The organism is uncultured Roseovarius sp. (assembly GCF_947489715.1).
GTDB lineage: Bacteria > Pseudomonadota > Alphaproteobacteria > Rhodobacterales > Rhodobacteraceae > Roseovarius.
Genome location: NZ_CANLER010000012.1, coordinates 41,192 through 59,316 on the forward strand (window position 1 = coordinate 41,192; position 18,125 = coordinate 59,316).

18 protein-coding genes are annotated in these 18,125 nt (G+C 58.3%); 7 read left to right on the forward strand and 11 right to left on the reverse strand.

The genetic code is table 11. The features are described 5' to 3' along the window. Positions 1 to 25: 25 nt before the first annotated feature. From Q1B27_RS21985 to Q1B27_RS21995, 3 genes are all read right to left on the reverse strand, one after another. Positions 26 to 1,012: a membrane dipeptidase gene (locus Q1B27_RS21985; RefSeq protein ID WP_299851292.1), complete on the reverse strand. Its 987-nt coding sequence runs from the start codon at positions 1,010 to 1,012 to the stop codon at positions 26 to 28. Further along, complete coding sequence (locus Q1B27_RS21990) at positions 1,009 to 2,460, reverse strand: aldehyde dehydrogenase family protein (RefSeq protein ID WP_299851295.1); 1,452 nt, start codon at positions 2,458 to 2,460, stop codon at positions 1,009 to 1,011. The genes Q1B27_RS21985 and Q1B27_RS21990 overlap by 4 nt, the downstream gene beginning before the upstream one ends. Before the next feature lie 114 nt (positions 2,461 to 2,574). After that, positions 2,575 to 3,456, reverse strand: a complete 882-nt coding sequence (locus tag Q1B27_RS21995) for a LysR family transcriptional regulator (protein ID WP_299851300.1) — start codon at positions 3,454 to 3,456, stop codon at positions 2,575 to 2,577. A 158-nt stretch (positions 3,457 to 3,614) separates the two neighbouring features. On the opposite strand from Q1B27_RS21995, the gene Q1B27_RS22000 reads away from it, so the two are divergent. Next, the gene (locus Q1B27_RS22000) at positions 3,615 to 4,628 is read left to right on the forward strand and encodes an NAD-dependent epimerase/dehydratase family protein (protein WP_299851303.1); all 1,014 of its coding nucleotides are present in this window, start codon (positions 3,615 to 3,617) and stop codon (positions 4,626 to 4,628) included. A 175-nt stretch (positions 4,629 to 4,803) separates the two neighbouring features. Here the strand turns inward: Q1B27_RS22000 and Q1B27_RS22005 are convergent, their stop codons facing one another. The 3 genes from Q1B27_RS22005 to Q1B27_RS22015 all read right to left on the reverse strand — a co-directional run bounded on the left by Q1B27_RS22005 (position 4,804) and on the right by Q1B27_RS22015 (position 7,176). Beyond that, the gene (locus Q1B27_RS22005; protein WP_299851305.1) at positions 4,804 to 5,343 is read right to left on the reverse strand and encodes an adenine phosphoribosyltransferase; all 540 of its coding nucleotides are present in this window, start codon (positions 5,341 to 5,343) and stop codon (positions 4,804 to 4,806) included. A gap of 317 nt (positions 5,344 to 5,660) precedes the next feature. Beyond that, positions 5,661 to 6,287: a LysE family translocator gene (locus Q1B27_RS22010; protein ID WP_299851308.1), complete on the reverse strand. Its 627-nt coding sequence runs from the start codon at positions 6,285 to 6,287 to the stop codon at positions 5,661 to 5,663. A 1-nt stretch (position 6,288) separates the two neighbouring features. Beyond that, on the reverse strand, positions 6,289 to 7,176 hold the full coding sequence (locus Q1B27_RS22015) for an S-methyl-5'-thioadenosine phosphorylase (RefSeq protein ID WP_299851311.1): 888 nt from the start codon (positions 7,174 to 7,176) through the stop codon (positions 6,289 to 6,291). Between the two features lie 186 nt (positions 7,177 to 7,362). Here Q1B27_RS22015 and Q1B27_RS22020 point away from each other — a divergent pair, with 186 nt between their 5' ends. Together Q1B27_RS22020 and Q1B27_RS22025 are read left to right on the forward strand one after the other, a co-directional pair. After that, entirely contained in the window at positions 7,363 to 9,000 is a 1,638-nt protein-coding gene (locus Q1B27_RS22020; protein ID WP_299851314.1) for a SulP family inorganic anion transporter, read from the forward strand. A gap of 17 nt (positions 9,001 to 9,017) precedes the next feature. Next, complete coding sequence (locus Q1B27_RS22025) at positions 9,018 to 9,935, forward strand: AEC family transporter (RefSeq protein ID WP_299851317.1); 918 nt, start codon at positions 9,018 to 9,020, stop codon at positions 9,933 to 9,935. A gap of 1 nt (position 9,936) precedes the next feature. On the opposite strand, the gene Q1B27_RS22030 is transcribed toward Q1B27_RS22025, so the two are convergent. Then, positions 9,937 to 10,542 carry a flavin reductase family protein gene (locus tag Q1B27_RS22030; RefSeq protein WP_299851320.1) on the reverse strand — a complete coding sequence of 202 codons (606 nt, stop codon included), beginning with the start codon at positions 10,540 to 10,542 and terminating at the stop codon, positions 9,937 to 9,939. A gap of 79 nt (positions 10,543 to 10,621) precedes the next feature. Between Q1B27_RS22030 and Q1B27_RS22035 the strand changes: the two genes are divergently transcribed. The 3 genes from Q1B27_RS22035 to Q1B27_RS22045 all read left to right on the forward strand — a co-directional run bounded on the left by Q1B27_RS22035 (position 10,622) and on the right by Q1B27_RS22045 (position 12,520). Continuing rightward, entirely contained in the window at positions 10,622 to 11,107 is a 486-nt protein-coding gene (locus Q1B27_RS22035) for a GNAT family N-acetyltransferase (protein WP_299851323.1), read from the forward strand. A gap of 31 nt (positions 11,108 to 11,138) precedes the next feature. After that, positions 11,139 to 11,909 carry an EcsC family protein gene (locus tag Q1B27_RS22040; protein ID WP_299851326.1) on the forward strand — a complete coding sequence of 257 codons (771 nt, stop codon included), beginning with the start codon at positions 11,139 to 11,141 and terminating at the stop codon, positions 11,907 to 11,909. Between the two features lie 254 nt (positions 11,910 to 12,163). Then, on the forward strand, positions 12,164 to 12,520 hold the full coding sequence (locus tag Q1B27_RS22045; RefSeq protein ID WP_299851328.1) for a cupin domain-containing protein: 357 nt from the start codon (positions 12,164 to 12,166) through the stop codon (positions 12,518 to 12,520). 10 nt (positions 12,521 to 12,530) lie between these two features. On the opposite strand, the gene ptsP is transcribed toward Q1B27_RS22045, so the two are convergent. Both ptsP and Q1B27_RS22055 read right to left on the reverse strand, forming a co-directional pair. Next, the gene (gene ptsP, locus Q1B27_RS22050) at positions 12,531 to 14,774 is read right to left on the reverse strand and encodes a phosphoenolpyruvate--protein phosphotransferase (protein ID WP_299851331.1); all 2,244 of its coding nucleotides are present in this window, start codon (positions 14,772 to 14,774) and stop codon (positions 12,531 to 12,533) included. Between the two features lie 158 nt (positions 14,775 to 14,932). Then, positions 14,933 to 16,171, reverse strand: a complete 1,239-nt coding sequence (locus Q1B27_RS22055; RefSeq protein WP_299851334.1) for an aspartate kinase — start codon at positions 16,169 to 16,171, stop codon at positions 14,933 to 14,935. A gap of 223 nt (positions 16,172 to 16,394) precedes the next feature. On the opposite strand from Q1B27_RS22055, the gene Q1B27_RS22060 reads away from it, so the two are divergent. Beyond that, positions 16,395 to 16,991 (forward strand): YceI family protein, encoded by a 597-nt coding sequence (locus Q1B27_RS22060; RefSeq protein WP_299851337.1) that lies wholly within the window; start codon positions 16,395 to 16,397, stop codon positions 16,989 to 16,991. A gap of 52 nt (positions 16,992 to 17,043) precedes the next feature. On the opposite strand, the gene Q1B27_RS22065 is transcribed toward Q1B27_RS22060, so the two are convergent. Both Q1B27_RS22065 and Q1B27_RS22070 read right to left on the reverse strand, forming a co-directional pair. After that, positions 17,044 to 17,457 (reverse strand): DUF1178 family protein, encoded by a 414-nt coding sequence (locus Q1B27_RS22065; RefSeq protein WP_299851340.1) that lies wholly within the window; start codon positions 17,455 to 17,457, stop codon positions 17,044 to 17,046. 86 nt (positions 17,458 to 17,543) lie between these two features. Next, on the reverse strand, positions 17,544 to 18,014 hold the full coding sequence (locus tag Q1B27_RS22070) for an NUDIX hydrolase (RefSeq protein ID WP_299851342.1): 471 nt from the start codon (positions 18,012 to 18,014) through the stop codon (positions 17,544 to 17,546). Positions 18,015 to 18,125 lie beyond the last annotated feature (111 nt).

Genomic DNA, 18,125 nt, shown 5'->3' on the forward strand with positions numbered 1-18,125 from the left:
TGAATGGGATGTAGAACGGTTGAGATCAGATGGTAATTACCGGTGCAAAATTTTCGTCGTAAAAGCGTAACCAGTTGTCACCCATCAGGCCGGCCACTTCGGTTTCGTCAAAACCGACTTTACGTAGGCCGGCCTCGATATTGCCGAAATCGCGATTGTCTTTGAACCAATCCGGCTGCGGTGGGAAGCCCGGCGCACTAGCCGATCCTTCGCCATAGTCGATTTCCTTGGACCAGCGACCCACGCGCATCCATTCGACGATACTGTCGGGCTGATCCTGGCAGAGGTCGCTGCCGATGCCAAAATTTTGTGCACCGAAGGTTTCGGCGGCTGTCGCGATCATTTCGCAGAAACTGTCCAATGTGCAGTCGGACTTACCCTTCAGGTGATGCGGATACATCGAAAAACCCATCATGCCGCCGTTTTCGATGACCGCGCGCACCACGTCGTCACGCTTGTTGCGCAGGGCGGGCTGCCATGAATGTAGATTGGCGTGGGTAATAGCGATCGGGCGTTCCGAAATCTCTGCTGTTTCGATGGTCGAGCGATCTGCGGAATGGCTCATGTCCACGACCAGGCCAACCCGGTTCATTTCCTTGATCACCTGCTTGCCCATGCGGGTGATGCCGGGGTCTTCGGCCTCGTAACACCCGGTCGCAAGCAGCGATTGGTTGTTATAGGTCAGCTGCATGAAACGCGCACCAAGCTTGTGCACGATTTCAACCAGCCCGATATCATCCTCGATCGGGGCAGGGTTCTGGAAGCCAAAGAAGATCGCCGTGCGACCGGCCTCTTTGGCCTTGCGCACATCGTCACCCCATTCGCCCCGGCAGATCAGATCCGGGTATTGTTCGAACCAGCGGTTCCACTGTTCGAGGTTCAGAACCGTTTCGCGGAAATTCTCGTGGTACGAAATCGTGACATGGATGGCGTCGACATCTCCTTCGCGCAACTGGCGGAAGATTTTTTCCGACCAGTTGGCATATTGCAGATTGTCGATCCGATACGTCATGCCGGTGTTCCTGCCGCGATGTAGGCGGTTTTGACCGTGGTGTAGAATTCCTTGGCGTAGGTGCCCTGTTCACGCGGACCGTAAGAGCTGTCGCCGCGACCGCCGAAGGGCACATGGTAGTCGGTACCAGCGGTGGGCAAGTTTACAGTGACAACACCAGTGCGCGCGTTACGGCGGAAATGTGTGGCGCGGGCCAGGTTTTGCGTGACGATACCGGCGGTCAGGCCGAAATTGGTGTCATTGACCGTTGCAATCGCTTCGTCATAGCTGTCGACCTTGATGACAGCGGCCAGCGGCGCAAACATCTCCTCGCGGTTGATCCGCATGTTATTGTTTGTGTTCAGGAAAACGCCGGGGGTCATATAGTAGCCTTCGGTCGCGCGTTCAACACGGGCGCCACCGCAGGCCAGCTCAGCGCCCTCAGATTTACCTAGATCGACATAGGCCAGGTTTTCGTTGAGTTGCTGTTCGCTGACCACCGGCCCGATCTGTGTACCTCCTGCCAATGCGTGATCGACCTTCATCGCTTCGGCGCCTTTGATCAGTTTTTCGACAAAGGCGTCATGAACGCCCGCATGCACGATCAGGCGCGACGAGGCAGTACATTTCTGACCCGAGCCGCCAAAGGCTCCGCCCAGGGCCAGGGTGACGGCCAGATCGACATCGCCATCATCCATCACCGCAAGGGCGTTCTTGCTGCCCATCTCAAGCTGAACCTTTGTCAGGTTCTGAACGGCGGCAGTGGCGATGCCTTTGCCGACCGGCACAGATCCGGTAAACGAAATTGCATTCACTTTGGGGCTTTCGACCAGACGCTGCCCCACATCGCGGCCTGCCCCCATGACCAGGCTAAACAGACCCGCAGGAATGTCCTGACGGCTGATGATTTCGGTCAGGGCTACGGCCGAGGCAGGGGTGACATTGGCAGGCTTCCAGATCACCGCATTGCCATAGGCCAGCGCCGGGGCGATTTTCCAGCTGGCGGTGGCGGTGGGGAAGTTCCAGGGGCTGATGATCGCAACGGTGCCAATCGGCTCGCGGCGCACATCGACTTCGATGTTCGGGCGTACGCTGTCGGCGTTCTCACCCAACTGACGCAGGCATTCGGCGGCGTAGTAGGTAAAGAACTGTCCGGCGCGGAATACCTCACCCTTGCCTTCGGCCAGCGGTTTGCCTTCTTCCCGGCTGAGCAGCGTGCCCAGCTCTTCGGCGCGTGCCATCAGCTCATTACCGATTGACATCAGAACGGCCTGTTTGCGCTCCATGCCATAGCCAGCCCATTCTTTTTGGGCGCTTGTAGCTGCATCAAGCGCCTGTTCCAACTGGTCGCTGCTTGCCTGGGCATATAGTCCGATCAGATCGCTCAGATCGGATGGGTTACGGTTCTCAACCTCACCTGTGCCGGCGACCCACTGACCTGCGATGAAATTATGCTGTGATTGGCCCATAGGTTGTCCCCTTTTGATGCAGCGTGTCTGGCAAGAATCTTCATCTCTATTACCGCACATCGCAACGATTCAGGCAAATGCAAACTTATTAATTAAACTTCAGGAGAATTGAATTTAACTGTGGATGATCGAGATGTCTGCCTGACGGATCGCGTTGGCCAATGCCAAGGCCGCTGGCGTCAACATATGCGCGGCGGGCGTCACCATCCAGACCTCGCGCCTGGCGGAGCAATCGGTCAGCGGAAGGAATTCAAGATCCAGAAATTCTGGTAGTACAGCAAGCTCGGGCAGGATCGTCACGCCAACACCGGCGCGAACAAGGCTTAGGATCGAGGCTGTGTTAGGCACCATAAGCTGCGATGCGTTCAGGATCGGTGCGAAACCTTCGTCGTGTATTCCGTAGCACAGGCCGTTGGCGATGAAGTTTACACCTTCCAGATCCGCCCAGGTAAGCTCTGACCAATTCTGTGCCAACGGATTATCAACCGGGCAGACGACGCCGAACCGATCCGAAAATATCAACTCCCGGTCGAAACCCGGCATATGTCGCAATGTGGCCATTCCGATATCTGCGCGTTCGGATGTCAGTTCGCGTTGTACTGATGCGCTGTCGGCATCGCGCATGTCAATCCGAACGCCTGGATGCTTTTGCATGAACTCTTGCAAGATATTCGGTAACACGGCCTGCGCAACCGATGGTGTCACGGCTAGGCGGACATGTCCCAACTCCGCGCGCGATAGCCCTTCGATTGCGGTAACCGTACGCTCAAAGTGTTCAAGCTCGCGCCGGGCCTCAATCAAGACCATTTCGCCCAAAGGTGTCAGGCGGGACTTGCGGGCGCTTTCGAAGAGAGCGGAGCCGACGTGATCTTCGAATTGACGTAACATCATCGACACCGCCGAAGGCGTGCGCCCGAGTGTCTGTGCCGCATCTGCCAGGCTGCCTTGATCGGCAACCGTACGGAAACAACGAAGCATTTCGATCTTGATTGCCAAATTCAGAGCGCCTTAATTTTCTTGGATGTAAACAAGTACACCTTAACAACGCGTATATGCCTGTCAATTGTAGGAAATGAATTCCCTGAGCGCCAAGCAGGGTTGTTCCAACTGCATCCTGCCGCTATCGCTTTGATAAACAGTGGGGAATGGTCGCGATGACGCGTGTTTTCATTACAGGTACGGCCGGCTTTATCGGTTTTCATCTTGCCAGAGTGTTGCTGGATGACAGTTTTGTCGTTCATGGATTTGACGGGATGACGGATTACTATGATGTCGTTCTAAAGCAGCGTAGACACCAGATCTTGCTCGAAAATCAGAATTTCGAGGCGACGGAGGCTTTGCTGGAGGATGATGCGGCCCTGAGCCAGGCGATAGACGGGTTTGGGCCGGATATAATCGTACATCTCGCGGCTCAGGCCGGTGTTCGGTATTCGCTGGAGCAACCGCGCGCTTACATTGACGCCAACATCGTCGGGACTTTTAACGTCATGGAGGCCGCGCGCCGCCACGCGGTTCAGCATCTGTTAATGGCTTCAACATCGTCGGTCTACGGCGCAAACACCCAAATGCCCTATGCTGAGATACACAAGGCCGACAGTCAGATGACGATCTATGCCGCCACCAAAAAAGCGACCGAGGCGATGGGACATTCCTATGCGCATTTGTGGAATCTGCCGACCACAATGTTCCGTTTCTTTACGGTCTATGGGCCATGGGGGCGGCCGGACATGGCGCTATTCAAGTTTGTGGATGCCATTCTGGATGGGCGGCCGATAGACATCTACAATCTCGGCGAGATGTATCGCGACTTTACCTATGTTGATGACCTGGTGCGCGGTATACGGCTCTTGATCGACGCGGTGCCAGTGCGTCCCGACCGGCCTGAGGATATTCCTGAATGGGACAGCCTTTCCCCTGTGGCGCCGTATCGCGTGGTCAATATCGGTAATTCCGACAAGGTCCGCCTGGAAGATTTCGTGGACGCGATTGAGGCGGAACTGGGTGTCAAAGCCGATCGGAACTACATGGAGATGCAAAAGGGTGATGTACCCGCCACCTGGGCCGACGCCACGCTTTTGAACGAGCTGACAGGCTATCGACCCCAGACAGATGTGCGCGACGGCATCGCGCAGTTCGTAAGCTGGTTCAGGAATTATTATCAGAAGTGATGCGGCGGAAACAGCACCCCACCAGGAGGGGGAAGTGGGGCGCTGTAGCCGATCCTCATTGATCGTTGCAAGCAGTGCCGTACAATGTCGGCACCTATCTTTTAGGCATATGGAGTTACCAAGAACTTAAAGATAATTTAACTGAAATTTTATCTTGTCAGATATTCGATGGAGATCACTCGCCGTCGAATTCGCACAGCACATGGACATCCATGCCAAGCGCCTCGATCCGATCGCGCCCGCCCAATTCAGGCAGGTCGATGATGAAAGCGCAGCCGATGATTTCACCCCCTAATCGTTCGATCAGCTTGATGCCAGCCTCGGCAGTGCCGCCCGTCGCGAGGAGGTCGTCGACCAGCAAAATCTTTTCGCCAGCGGTTATGGCATCGTCGTGGATTTCTACAATAGCCTCGCCATATTCAAGCTGATAATCCTGACTGATCACCGTGCCCGGAAGCTTGCCTTTCTTACGGATGGGAACAAAGCCGACGCTAAGCTGGTGGGCAATGGCGCCCCCCAGAATGAATCCTCGTGCCTCAAGCCCGATGACCTTGTCGATTTCGACACCGGCGTAAGGGTGCAGCATCTGGTCAATCGCCATCCGAAACCCGCGTGGATCAGCAAAGAGCGTTGTGACATCGCGAAACATGATCCCCTCATGCGGGAAATCCACGATTGTGCGAATGTAATCTTTGACGGATTTTTGTTGTACCATAATGCACCTCAAGAATTGCCCCCAAAAGGTGTCGCCCATAGACGGCATCTGTGCAAGGGGCGGGAGCCTCAATTCCCAGCTATCTGATTAGGCAATCGCGAAACTGTTGATCCTGATTTGGGTGCCGAATGCCGGTTGGCCAAGCGTGAACCAAAGATCACAGGCTGGGTGATCATGCTTCGACAAAGCAATGCCCGGTATCATGCACCAACTGTCGGTTCGCAAATGCAGATTTGCCATCTCAAGACGATAACCCAACACCCAAATGCCGGAGTAAAAATCCGCTCACAGCATCAGAATGGGGCCGGGGCCACTGGTTATGAAGCGCGGCGTAAGGTTGCTGTCATCACTCCCATGCCAACCAATGCGACGCCCCCGCTGCGGGTTAGCCATGTAATGACCGACGGGCGCTTGATGGTCATCCGCAGCTTGTCCGCCAATAGCGCGAAGGTCAGTGCATTCAGTGCGGCCAAGCCCACAAATGTCGCAATCAGAATTGCAAATTGTGGGGCAAGCGGGGCGTTGATCGAAACGAATTGCGGAACAAAGGCGATGAAGAAGGCGATGGATTTTGGGTTGAGAGCGGTTACGGCGGCGGTATGTCCGAGAACCTTGCGAGGTGTCGTATCAGAGGTCGCGATCGTGTCCAAACCCTCAGAATGCGGCGCGCGCAAAAGCTTCAGGCCCATCCATACAAGATAGAGTGCTCCAATCCATTTGAGCACCGTGAACAAGGTTGCTGATGCGAGAACCAGCGCCCCCAACCCAAGGAGCGAGGCGGTCATGGCAATGAAATCCCCCAATGCGACACCTGTTGCGCTGGCCACCGCAACGCGGCGCCCTTGGCTTAGCGCATAGCTGAGGACCAAGAGCACGGTTGGCCCGGGGATCATCAATAGCGCGGTCGAGGCAGCGACAAAGGTCAGCCAGAGTTCAAATGGCATTCTAAGGCTCCTTGGAGTTGAGAACACGACCGGCAACGGCATCCAGCTTCCCGATCAGGTCTGAATCGCGGGCGTCAGGCGCGGTCAGGATGGCGTAGTCCAACGCGCGGTCACATCCGTGTGGACAGGGCGCGCGGTCACTGCCTAAAAGTTGTGGCAGACGAGAGAGCATGTCACGCGCCTTGTCGGCATTACCCATCAGCGTGGCAATGATCTGGGTAACATCGACCGCACCGTGATCAGGGTGCCAGCTATCGTAATCGGTGATCATTGCTACCGAGGCATAGCAAAGCTCAGCCTCACGGGCGAGCTTGGCTTCGGGCATGTTGGTCATGCCGATGACGTCACAGCCCCAAGTCTCCCGATACATTTTGGATTCTGCGAGGGTTGAAAACTGTGGCCCTTCCATCGCCAGATAGGTGCCGCCCCGATGCACAGTGACACCGGAGTCGCGAGCGGCGGTTTCGCAGGCATCGCCAAGGCGCGGACAGGTGGGGTGGGCAACGCTGACATGAGCGACGCACCCGGTGCCAAAAAATGACTTCTCACGCGCAAAGGTGCGGTCGATGAACTGATCGACGATCACGAAATCGCCCGGTGCCATCTCCTCGCGGAACGAACCACAGGCCGACACGCTGATCACATCGGTGACGCCAAGGCGTTTCAGCGCGTCGATATTGGCGCGGTAAGGCACCGATGTTGGGGAATGCACATGACCGCGACCGTGGCGCGGCAGAAATGCCATGCTGACGCCCTGAAGCGTGCCGGTCAGAATTTCATCCGACGGTGCCCCCCAAGGGCCGGTTACCCGCGTCCATTCAGCAACTTCCAGCCCGGCGATGTCATAAACACCCGAGCCACCGATTACGCCGATCATCGTCTTGCTCATCATTCCTCCGGTATTGGTCAGGTGGCATTGTTAGTTATCGCAAGGGTGAAAGGAAATGGTAATTCAATCCATGACACGCGATATGGCTTTTGCGAATGGCGGCATCCCGCAATTGTAGCTGGTCAAATCGCTGCATTCCCTGTAGAGGACGCGTTCGCGCGCAGACCCGACCAACAGGATATCCCCTTGAAACACGCCATTCTGGCAGCTTTTGCCAAACGAATTTCGATGCCTGATTTGCGGCTTATGCCCGATGAAAGCTTCAGTGTATCCCGGCTGCGTATTGAACTCCTTTCTGGGCTGACCGTTGCCTTGGCCTTGGTGCCCGAGGCCGTGGCCTTTGCCTTTGTCGCCGGCGTACACCCGCTTGTCGGGTTATATGCGGCTTTTCTGGTCGGTCTGATCACGGCACTGATTGGCGGGCGCCCCGGCATGATTTCCGGTGCGACCGGTGCCTTGGCAGTTGTCATGGTGGCGCTGGTGGCGCAGCACGGCGTTGAATATCTGTTTGCGACCGTTGTCCTGATGGGGCTGTTGCAGATCATTGCCGGCGCCATGCGATGGGGCAAATTCATCCGACTGGTGCCGCACCCGGTGATGCTGGGCTTTGTCAATGGATTGGCAATCGTAATCTTTCTGGCGCAGCTGGGGCAGTTCAAGGTGCCGGGCAGCATGGAAAACACCGGCCACGGGATGAGCGGCGGTGAATGGCTTTCTGGAGCTGCCCTGGGCACGATGCTGGGACTGGTGGCGCTGACGATGGCGATCATCTGGGTCATGCCGCGCCTGACGCGGGTCATTCCTGCCCCTTTGGCCGGGATCGGCGTCGTGGCTGGGATTGTGATCGCGATGGGCCTGGACGTGCCCCGTGTGGGCGATCTAGCCTCGATTCAGGGTGGGTTACCGGCATTTCACATACCCATGGTGCCGCTGAGTTTTGAAACCTTCGAGATCATTCTGCCCTATGCGGTGATCCTTGCGGCAATTGGCCTGATCGAAAGCCTGCTGACACTGAACCTGGTCGGGGAAATGACCGGGAAACGTGGTGGCGCCAGCCAGGAATGTATCGCGCAGGGGTTGGCCAACACCGTCACCGGCTTTTTCGGTGGTATGGGGGGGTGCGCGATGATCGGCCAGTCGATGATCAACGTGAAATCCGGCGGTCGCACCCGGATTGCCGGGATAGCAGCGGCACTATTTCTGCTGGTGTTCATCCTGTTCGCGGCCCCGCTGATCGAGCAGATCCCGCTGGCGGCACTTGTCGGCGTGATGTTCATGGTGGTGATTGGCACCTTTGCCTGGAACTCTTTGACCATCCTCCGAAAAGTGCCGTTCAGCGATGCAGCGGTCATCGTTCTGGTCACGGCGGTGACCGTGAAATACGACCTTGCCATCGCCGTCGTCGTGGGCGTGATCGTATCGGCGCTGACCTATGCCTGGAACAACGCCACCCGCATTCATGCCATCGAGCGTGAATCCGTCACCGAAACAGGGGCCAAAGTCTATGAAATCCAGGGCCCGCTGTTTTTCGGTTCGGCCGAAGGGTTTGCCGAGTTGTTCGATATCGCCAAAGATCCAGACATGGTGATCGTCGATTTTGCCGCCAGCCGTGTGGTGGACCAGTCGGCGCTGCAGGCAATCGAGGCCGTTGCGGGCAAATACGAGACCGCCGGCAAGCGTATCATGCTGCGTCATCTCAGCCGCGATTGTCACCGGTTGCTCAATAAGGCCGGACACCTGATGGTCGACAGCGATGACGACCCGGATTATGCCTTGGCTGTAGATTACAGCGTGCGCACCGGGGTTCTTGGCGCGGGTCACTAAGGCGAAAGGACGGGCAGGTGGGTTTTGTTTTTCTCACGATCCTCCTTGGCCTGATCCCCAGCTTCCTGATGGTTGCCTTGGGTGGATTGGTACGCAATCGCCTGTCGGTCAATGCCTGGCAAGGGCTGGATAAGCTCAACTTTGAAATCCTCTTTCCGGCGTTGCTTTTCGTGGCTGCCTCAAGCCGTCAGATTGAGTTGTCGGCGGTGGGGACAATCGCACCGGCGGTTTGTGCGATCCTCATTTGCGGGTTGGCGTTCGGTTATCTTGCAAGGCGTTTCGGCCCTGACAGTTTTCTGGATTTTGCCGGTGCCTGGCAGATTTCATGGCGTTTCAATTCGGCGCTTGGTTTCGCTGCGGTCGAAACGCTCAGCTATGCTGATCCAGCCTTGATGGCGGTAGTGATCGGGCTGGCAGTGCCGGTGGCCAATGTTTTTGCGGTTTCGGCGCTTTCGCGTGGTGGAAGCCTGGGTCTGTGGGGAACCATCCGGAAAGTGGCGATGAACCCGTTTCTGCTGGCGTCCCTGTCTGGCGTGATGGTCGGGCTTTCGGGTAGCAAGGTCCCCGATCCGATCATGGCACCGTTGTCGATGTTGGCACAGGCCGCCATTCCGATCGCGCTTATTTCAATTGGGGCCACGATGAACTGGCATGCGCTGGCGCGTCTGAACCGCTTCAGCGCCACGATCTGCGCAACCAAGCTTTTGGTCTTGCCTGTGTCGGTTGTCTCCGCCGCCCTTGTCATGGGCTGGTCCGGCCCTGTGGTGGGTGCGCTTGTGGTATTTGCGGCCTTGCCGACGGCGTCGGCGGCGCATGTTCTTGCGGCGGGATTTGGGGCAGACCGGGAGCTGGTGGCGACGCTGATTGCACAGACAACCTTGCTGAGCGCGGTGACGCTGCCGGTCTGGATCAGCCTGGCAGAGCTGCTTTTCTGATTTAGTCGCCGGGTCGTGGCATGCTGAAGACCTCGCGGATCACAGAATAGTCCTTGTAGCCCAGCCGCGTCAGCGGGTTGAAGCGGGTGACGTCGAAAATCCCGTCGACAATGCAATCATCGCGCAGATGAACCCCGATCACTTCGCCAAAGGCCACGAAATTGGCCGCGCCGGGAAGCTGCACGATCTGGGTCAGTTTGCATTCCAGCGATGCTGGGGCCGCGGCGATACGGGCGCAGGGAATGGTTTCGCAGGTGGCCTTTTCGATCCCGGCATCGGCGAATTCATCCACGTCACTGTCCCAGGGACCCGAGCTTTGGTTCATCACGTCGCGCATGGCATATTCGGCGATATTCACACAGAAAACGCCTGTTTCACGGATATTGGCCATGCTGTCCTTGGTGCCGTCTCGATCAGGCTTGGCGCCGGTCGAGGCAAACATCACCTGCGGCGGCACGTAGGCCACGGCGTTGAAGAATGAATATGGGGCGAGGTTGTCTGCGCCACCGGGTCCGCGCGTCGATATCCACCCGATGGGACGGGGAGTGACCACCGCGTTGAAGGGGTTGTGGGGCAGGCCGTGGCCATCTTCGGGTTTGTAGAACATCTGTTCCTCGCATAGCTGTTTGAACCAGACCTATCGCCGTGCTACGCGCTGTGCCACCTGAATTCGCAAGGAAATTCGCGTGTTAGAGCTGCGGCCTGAAGAAAAAGACGATTGGTGGGAGGTCGAGGCGCTCTATGACCTTTGCTTTGCGCCGGGGCGCGAGGCGTTGTCGTCGTACCGGTTGCGCGATGGCATCGACCCGGTGCAGGGGTTGAGCCTTGTGGCACGCGATACGGATGGCATCCTGGGCGGCGCGATCCGGTTCTGGCCGGTTCTGATCTCGGGGCATCAGGCGCTGCTTCTGGGGCCGGTCGCGGTGCACCCGACGCGGCAGGGTGAAGGCCTGGGAGGATCATTGATCCGGGAAAGCCTTTACCGAGCGGAAAACAGTGGCTGGGAACGGGTCATGCTGGTGGGGGATGCCCCTTATTACAGCCGTTTCGGGTTCGCCCGGCTGGACGGTGTCGAGATGCCGCCACCGACCAATCCCGAGCGTGTTCTGGGCGTTGATCTGGTGCCGGGGGCATGGGGTGACGTGACCGGGAAAGTTGCCCGTAGCGCTTGAAAACAAAGGCCGAAGCGCCGATGTTTAGGGTATGGAAATCCTTGAGAACAAACTCACTACAGTGGACACCGAACAGCGGCTTGATGAATTGGCAAAGCGCCATGCGGCCGCCGGGAATGTTGGCATACAGATTCTGAACATGGTCGGCGGGCAGGCCGAAGGGTTGCTGGATCGGCTTCCCTCGGGCATTCGGGACCGGATGGGCGACGGCGCTGAACAGGCGCTGAGACTGGCCATGAACGCCGCGCAACGATCCCGCGGCGTGGTGGGCGAACAACCGGCCTGGCTGACCCGCGTGGTGACAACCGCGATGGGCGCGGCGGGTGGATTTGGCGGCCTGCCAAGCGCGATGGCCGAACTGCCGGTGACTACCACGATCCTGCTGCGGGCGATACAGGATGTTGCCATCGAACACGGATTTAACCCAGAAGAACAAGGCGTTATGTTCGATTGCATCCAGGTGCTGGCCGCCGCTGGACCGTTGGATCACGACGATGGATCGGACATTGCCTTTCTGAGTACGCGGCTGGCGATGACCGGTGCCACGCTTCAGGCATTGGTTGCCCGTGTCGCACCGCGACTGGCGACGGTTCTGGGGCAGAAACTGGCGGCGCAGACGGTGCCGGTGCTGGGGGCCGCAGCGGGGGCGGCCACGAACTATGCCTATACCAGCTACTATCAGCAGATGGCGCAAGTGCATTTCGGCCTCAGACGGCTGGCGATCGAGGCCGACCGGGATCATGCCGAATTGGTCGAAGATTTCCGCAAGCGTGTCGCCCGCGATCCGCTGCACCGCGCCTGATCCACCGAATCACCCCTCAACCCACTGGTTAACAAGCAAAAAACCCAGGCTGTATCGCGTCGGTATAACGTCGGTATTACGTCGGTATTTGCACCGAGAGCGGGTCGGTTTAACAAAGCGCGCGGTGCCTTTGCGCGGGCCGCGCCCAAATTGCGCCGCGCATTTGCAAGGGGGGCTGCCGTATTCGGGCCGTTCCCGTTGGATGCTGCTGGCTATGCTGAATGCTTTCAACAGACGGGAAAAAGGAGAGTGTGATGCCAGCAATGAAGCATATCTCGGGCAATGTCCTGGAGGAAAAACTGCCGAACATGGCCGAGCTTGGGCCACATGCGTTTCTGGATGATTTTGCCACGTCGGATGATGTCGAAAAGCCGATGACGGCGGGCCTTTTCCGGCTCGAAGCGGGTGAGGCCGTGACCTATGATTACACCTATCACGAATTCAAGCTGATCATTGATGGGGAGTTTCACGTCACGGATGATACCGGGCAGACCGTCAAGGCGACCAAGGGGGATTTGTTCTATTTTCCCAAGGGGAGCGTGATCACGTTCAGTTCCCCCAGCTTTGGTGTCGGCTATTTCTGCGGTCAGCGGGGCGAGGGCGAAGCCTGAGACAGGCGCCTTAAAGCTTGCCCTTGAGGTATTTCATCACCATGGGGCGGACGGTTTGGTGACCTTCGTCGCGGGCCTCGTGGATGACGGCACGCAGATCGACCAGATCAATCCGGCGCAGGATGGATTTGACCGGCCCGATCGAGGCCGGGCGCATCGACAGCGCACGCAGACCGATGGCGGCAAAACAGGCGGCTTCGACCGGGCGACCGGCATCCTCGCCACAAAACGACAGCGGTGTGCGGGTGGCATCGCAGCGCGCAACGATGTTTTCCAGAAAGCTGAGGAAGCTGACATTCAGCGTGTCATAGCGCCGGCGGACGCGTTCGTTTTCACGGTCGGCGGCAAAGAAGAACTGCTTGAGGTCATTGCCCCCGATGGAAAGAAAATCGACATCCTGATAGAACCTGTGCGGCGCAAAGGCCAGCGACGGGGTTTCCAGCATGGCACCCACCTCGAGCGTTTCGGGGATCGGGTGGCCAAGGATGCGTTCGCGTTCCAGCGCCTTTTCCATTTCGGCACGGGCGGCCTGAAATTCCTCGCGCTGGGCGACGAAGGGGAACATGATGCTGAGCGAGCGGCCATTGGCTCCGCGGATCAACGCCTGCAACTGCATGCGCAGGACACCGGGCTTATCCAGGCCAACGCGAATGGCGCGCCAGCCCATCGCCGGGTTGGGCTCGTCCGTGGCGGTCATGTAGGGCAGCACCTTGTCGGACCCGATGTCGAGCGTGCGGAAAACAACGCGCTTGTCACCCGCCGCGTCCATCACGCGTGAATACTGCTCGGACAGTTCCGCGCGTTTGGGCATGTGGCTGCGGATGAGGAACTGCAATTCGGTTCTGAACAGCCCGACCCCGTCCGCCCCCGAACTTACAAGGCTGGGCAGGTCAGCCATAAGCCCGGCATTCATGGTCAGCGAAATCGTGGTGCCGCAAAGGGTTTCGGCAGGCTTGTCGCGGATCGAGACATAGCGTTCCTGCGCCTGGGCCTGCATCGCCATCTTGTCGCGAAAGGCGGCCACGACGGTTTCGTCGGGACGCAGGTGCACGATGCCCTGATCGCCATCGACCAGCACCAGATCGCCATTCAGCGCCTCGGTGGTGACCCGGTCGGCATGGATCACCAAGGGGATGGCAAGGGCGCGGGCCACGATGGCGGCATGTGACCCGACGGACCCTTCCTCAAGCACGATCCCCTTCAGCTTGCGGCCATAATCAAGCAGCTCCGCAGGCCCGATATTGCGGGCAACCAGGATCGGGTCGGGGGGCATTTCGGCACCTGTTTCACCGCCCTGACCGGTCAGGATGCGCAAAAGGCGATTGCTGAGGTCGTCCAGGTCGTGCAGGCGTTCGCGCAGGTAAGCATCGTTGACCTGTACCATGCGGGCACGGGCGGCGGATTGCTCTTTTTCGACGGCGGCTTCGGCCGAGAGGCCGCGCGAGATATCCTCCTCCATCCGCCGCATCCAGCCCTTGGAATTGGCGAACATGCGGTAGGCCTCGAGCACCTCAAGCTGTTCCTTGTCGCCGGTCGCAGCACTGGAAAGCATGCGGTCCACGCCCACCCGCAACTCTTCGACCGCGTCATTCAGACGTTCCATTTCACGATCAGGATCGTCGGCAATCGGGTTGGTGACCACCACGCGAGGTTCGTGCAACCAGACATGGCCCTGCGACGCGCCTTCCTGTCCAGTCCCGCCGCGGAACAGCACCGGCTGCTGGTGGCGGGCGGACATGGCAGCGCCTTCGCCGATAAACGCGCCCAGTTCGGTCATTTCGGCCAGAACCATTGCCACCACTTCGATGGCATAGATCTCTTCTTCGGAATAAAGGCGGGCCTGGCGGGATTGGGCAACAAGCACGCCCAGCTTCTCACCCAGCCGCTGGATCGGCACGCCGAGGAACGAGGAATACGCCTCCTCTCCGGTTTCCGGCATGTAGCGGAAGCCCTTGGTCGCGGGCGCGTCGTCGGTGTTGATCACCTCACCGGTGCGGGCGACACGGCCCACCAACCCCTCGCCCATGCGCATGCGGGTCTGGTGCACGGCCTCGGCGTTCAGCCCTTGTGTGGCGCAAAGTTCCAATGTTTCCTCATCGCGAAACAGGTAGATCGAACACACTTCGGTGTGCATCTCGTCGGCGATCAGTTGCGTGATCTGGTCAAGCCGCTGCTGCCCTGCGGCGTCATCGGCCATGACATCGCGCAGGCGGCCCAGCAATTTACGGCTGTCTGTCCCTGTTTGACCGTCCATGCCGGTGCATTACCTCCCTAAAGCACACGCCAGAGCTATATGCCTTCAGCTTAGAGCATAGTCCGGGCGAAGGTGAAATGCGATTCTAACAACAGTGGATTTCTTACCGTTGTGCGAAGGCACGTGGTGGTTGTAAAGATGTCTTGAGATTCAGGTGTTTACGCGGTCTTGTCCAGCTCGAAAACATCGTGCAGCGCCTGCACTGCCAGCTCCATGTATTTGCGATCGACAAGCACGGAAATCTTGATCTCGGATGTGGCGATTACCTTGATGTTGACGCCCTCGTCGCTGAGTGTTTTGAACATCTTGGCGGCGACACCAGACTGGCTGCGCATGCCGATGCCGACAGCGGAAATCTTGGCCACGTCGGTGTCGGCGATCAGGTCGTGATAGTTGATCTCGCCGTTGGTTCTGGCGTCGAGCAGCGCCTTTTCGGCGCGTTTCACCTGATCGGTCGGGCAGGAGAAGGTCATGTCGGTGCGGCCTTCTTCGGCGATGTTCTGAATGATCATGTCGACATTCACGCCCGCATCGCTGAGCGGGCCGAAGATGGCGGCGGCGATGCCGGGGCGGTCGGCCACGGACACAAGCGTCATTTTCGCCTCGTCGCGGGAATAGGCGATGCCTGAGACAACATTGGATTCCATGATTTCCTCCTCGGCGCAGACCAGCGTGCCCGCGTCATCCGACTGTTCTTCGAAACTGCTGAGCACGCGCAGTTTGACATTATAGCGCATCGCCAGCTCGACCGAGCGGGTTTGCAGCACCTTGGCCCCTAGCGAGGCCAGTTCCAGCATTTCCTCGAACGCGATCTTGTCCAGCTTGCGGGCTTTGGATGCGATCCGCGGGTCGGTGGTGTAGACGCCATCGACATCGGTGTAGATGTCGCAGCGCTCGGCCTCGAACGCGGCGGCAAAGGCCACGGCGGTGGTGTCCGAGCCGCCCCGGCCCAGCGTGGTGATGCGCCCGTCGGGTGAGATGCCCTGGAAACCGGCCACCACGGCCACGCGCATGCCCTCGGCGAATTTGGTGTTGATATTGTCGGTCGGAATGTCCTCGATCCGGGCGGCGGAATGGGCGCTGGTGGTGATCAGCGGCACCTGCCAGCCCTGCCAGCTACGTGCGGGTACGTCCATTTCCTGAAGCGTCAGGGCCATCAGGCCAGCGGTCACATTCTCGCCTGAACTGACGACCGCATCATATTCGCGTGCGTCATAGAGCGGCGAGGTTTCATTCACGTAGCCCACCAGTTCATTGGTCTTGCCCGCCATGGCGCTGACAATGACGATCACGTCATAGCCCTTCGACACCTCGACGCCCACGCGCTTGGCGGCGCGGCGGATACGGTCAAGCGTGGCAACCGAAGTGCCACCGAATTTCATCACGAGAACGGGCATATTAGCGTCCTGGCTGGGGTGGGTCGGCGCGGGTTTATTCTGATCGTTCCGCAAGGGCAAGGGGCTACTCGGCTTGGATCGAGGGTCTTTGGAGCTTGTGCCGTCGCCCGCTGACGAAATTGTGAGTTGGGTCCGCACCGGATTGCTGCGCAGAATTGGCCGACGGATTGGGGATGGATTTTACACCCTGATCCGCCAACGCGTTTTAAATGAGGGCAAGACAATGCATATCCCAACAATTTCAGGTATCGCGCTTCTGGTCATGAGTAGTGCTGTGATGGCCGAGACATACGAACTGGATCCCGGTCATACGGAGGTTCGGTTTTATTGGAACCATGCCGGGCTGACGACGCAAAGCGGCGAATGGACAAAGGTTTCAGGCACGATTGATTTTGACGCCAACGCGGTGAACGCCACCAAAGCGATGATCACGATCGACCCGGCAAGCCTGCACACCGGCTATGCCGAGCTGGACAAGCATTTGAAAAGTAGTGATTTCTTCGACGTCGAAACCTATCCCGAGATCACTTTCGTCTCGACCGGTGCGGTGCAGACCGGGGCCAGCTCGATGCAGTTGACCGGCGATCTGACGGTCAAGGGACAGGTCAAGCCCGCCGTGCTGAATGTCGACATGACTTTTCAGGGCACGCATCCGCTGGGCGAGTTTTTTGACTACTACAAAGGCGAATGGATCGGGGCCGAGGCGACCACGACATTGCTGCGCAGCGAATTGGGGGTCGGCAAGTTCGCCCCCCTGACCAGTGATGTGGTCGAGTTGGAAATCTCCGCCGAGATGCGCGCAGGTGGCTGGCCTCAGTAAACCGGGCGCACGTCAAAATGGCCTGTCGATCATGTCGGCCGGACGCAGGGAATTAGTTGGATTTCCGGCTGGGCAGGAAGGGCAGAGGGGCCACCGGCACGCCGTCTTCGATCAGCTTTCGCGCCTCTTCGGGGCGGGCCTGACCGTAGATTGAGCGTTCCGGCGCGGTCCCGTCATGGATGTCGCGCGCTTCACGGACAAAGTTCATTCCGACATATTCGGAATTCTGCTCAACCTGCTTTTTCAGCGCTTTCAGCGCCTGTTCGGTCACCTCGGGCGGTTGTGCTGGCACGCGCGTGCGGCTGTCGCGCACCTTGGGGGCCATCAGCGCCTTTTCCACCTGGTTCGAGCCGCAGATGATACAGCTGACCATGCCGGCCTTATGCAGCTTGTCGAACGCTTCTGCCGACTTGAACCAGCTTTCAAACCGGTGGTCATCATCGCATCTGAGTGCAAATTGAATCATTACATGTGCTCCAGATCCCTTGGTGCAGAGCTATTCTGATATCCGCGAATTGCAAGCTTTTTCGGATTGCCCGGCAAAAGGTCCGGTCAGAGTTTACCTGGGTCAAACCCTTTCAAAATATAGGCCAGCTCGGGATCGCTTACCCTTTGAGCCGCCTGTTTCGGGCTGAGCCATTTGCGTTTTCGCTGTCCCGCTTCGGGGAATTCATGGGCCAGATTCTTGACCCTGACCGGATAGACCATCGCGACGCAAGGCACCTGTTTTTCCTCACCGATGTCACGAGTATAGGAGTAGAGCCCAAGCGAAACCTCATAGGCTTTGCCGGTGACGCCCGCCTCTTCCCAGGCTTCGGTCAGGGCGGCCTCGCACGGGGTTTTGTTGTCCATCGGCCAGCCGCGCGGGATGATCCAACGGCCCGAACCACGAGAGGTGATCAGAAGAATCTGCGTTTCGCCATCTTTGATGCGAAAGCAGAGCGCCGCGAATTGGGTCCGCACGTCGGACTTTGCCGCAGATTGGAGGTTGATCGGAGACTGTTTTGATTTGTGCAGCGTCATGGGTGCTGTTCAATCTTTACTGTGAATGTTGCGCGTTTCGTAGCTTCAATATGGCAATTTTATTTAAATTTAACAAATATTCGCGGCATTTTCACGCATTATCCGCCGAAG